Annotated in this window: 4 protein-coding genes; all 4 read right to left on the reverse strand. The window is 65.5% G+C overall.

Annotation, left to right across the window (positions count from 1 at the left end; all coding sequences use genetic code 11):
- Nucleotides 1-180, reverse strand: a 180-nt coding sequence (locus tag EN925_RS35240; RefSeq protein WP_128337338.1) for a DUF982 domain-containing protein, incomplete at its 3' end; no start/stop codon positions are given.
- Between the two features lie 14 nt (nucleotides 181-194).
- Nucleotides 195-431 (reverse strand): DUF982 domain-containing protein, encoded by a 237-nt coding sequence (locus tag EN925_RS35245; RefSeq protein ID WP_027035115.1) that lies wholly within the window; start codon nucleotides 429-431, stop codon nucleotides 195-197.
- Between the two features lie 94 nt (nucleotides 432-525).
- Entirely contained in the window at nucleotides 526-969 is a 444-nt protein-coding gene (locus EN925_RS35250) for a GFA family protein (protein WP_127370569.1), read from the reverse strand.
- A gap of 171 nt (nucleotides 970-1,140) precedes the next feature.
- Entirely contained in the window at nucleotides 1,141-1,320 is a 180-nt protein-coding gene (locus tag EN925_RS35255; protein ID WP_013530777.1) for a DUF3606 domain-containing protein, read from the reverse strand.
- Nucleotides 1,321-1,538 lie beyond the last annotated feature (218 nt).

Genomic DNA, 1,538 nt, shown 5'->3' on the forward strand with positions numbered 1-1,538 from the left:
TCTCTGGGTTTCCAATGCGGCTTCGACCTTCTCGCGCGCCGCCTGGTAGAACGGGCCGCGCTTGGCCTGCGGCCAATCGATCAGGATTTCGCTGGCATCCCTGAGCGTGGCGACGTCGCGGATCGTGTCCGACCCATGCGGCTTGATCCGCATCGGTGTGGGCAAAATGAGCTCAGACATGTCCTGTTTTCCAACTACTGCAGGAGTTTTGCTTCGCGCGCGGCGTCGATCACCGCCCGCATCGCTTTTTCCGGCGGCGTCCAGCCATCCAGCGCATCGCGGCAGCTGCGCAACGCCGCCCGGTAGCGCCGTCCCTGGCCAGCCGGCCAGTCGCCGAGGCATTCCAGGCCTTCCCAGGCGCTGCGGATGATGCGCTCGCGCTCAGGCGCGAATTTCAGCCTGATGGGGCGGGGAAACATCTTGTCGTTCAACGGTCGTCTCCATGATTGCCGCAAGTCGCCGGGCGACATGCGTGAGAGGCGTCCGGTAACGTCGGCGGCAGGGCAGGGTTCCCTTGCCCGGAGATCAAATCTCTGCGTCGATGTCCGACAGCGATCTCGGCGTCGGCGCTTCGGCGTTGTACGTGGCTGGGCGGTCATGCTCGAACTGTTCGGCGCCTGGCAAAGCGTGCAGCCAGGTCTCGCGCCTGGAGGTCCACAATTCATATTCGGGCACGAGATCGGTCGGCGCGATGTCGAGGCTGCCGATTGCCACCTCGGCCTCGTTGTCGTCGACCCAGGCGACGCGGCCGCCGCATGTCGGGCAAAAGCTGCGCGTGCCATAGGAGCTGACGAGGCCGGTGGTCTCGAAGGCCTCGCGCGGCCAGATGGCAAAGGCCGAATAGACCGAACCGCCGGCCTTGCGGCAATCCTTGCAATGGCACAGGCCGACGCGCAGCGGCGCGCCGTGAACCTCGAACTGCACGCCGCCGCACAGGCAGCTGCCGGTCCTGCGTATGGTGTCGGACATGACGACCTCCCTCAATGCGTGGCGCTGCGGGCCGGGTGGGACAGATGCTCGTCTGCCGTTTCGTTGGCCAGGATGAGAAACCGGGAAAAAGACATCCTGTTCACCGTACCACCAGGCCCGGTTGACACGGCCCGCAGCGTCTTCAACGCCGCCCAGGCGAAATGGTTTCGGCTAGCCGCGGGCCGCCATATGGGCGTCGAGCTTCTTGCGCGAGGGTCCGTAGCGCTTGATGATGGTCTGTGCCTCGCTTGGCGGAATGCCGTATTTGCGGGCAAAGGCGGCAACCTCGTAGGGCTCTTCGCCCGAGACCTGCTTGCGGTCCTGTTTCGTCTTCGACTTGTCGTCAGCCATCTCAGGCCTCGCTTTCTGTTGTCGGGGAAACGCGCAACCTTCGGCGCCCGCGATCAACACGACATAACACAGATCGGCGCCGCCGGTTCCACCAGGCGACACGGCCAGGCTGCAACCGGCCTGTATCAGGCCGATGGCCGCATCGGGTCGGCGTCGGCAGCGTGGTCGCCGTCACATTCGGAGCATGCCGCGCTGAGGCCGGGGCAGCCGCGCCGGTG

The organism is Mesorhizobium sp. M7A.F.Ca.US.006.04.2.1 (genome assembly GCF_004022915.1).
GTDB lineage: Bacteria > Pseudomonadota > Alphaproteobacteria > Rhizobiales > Rhizobiaceae > Mesorhizobium > Mesorhizobium ciceri.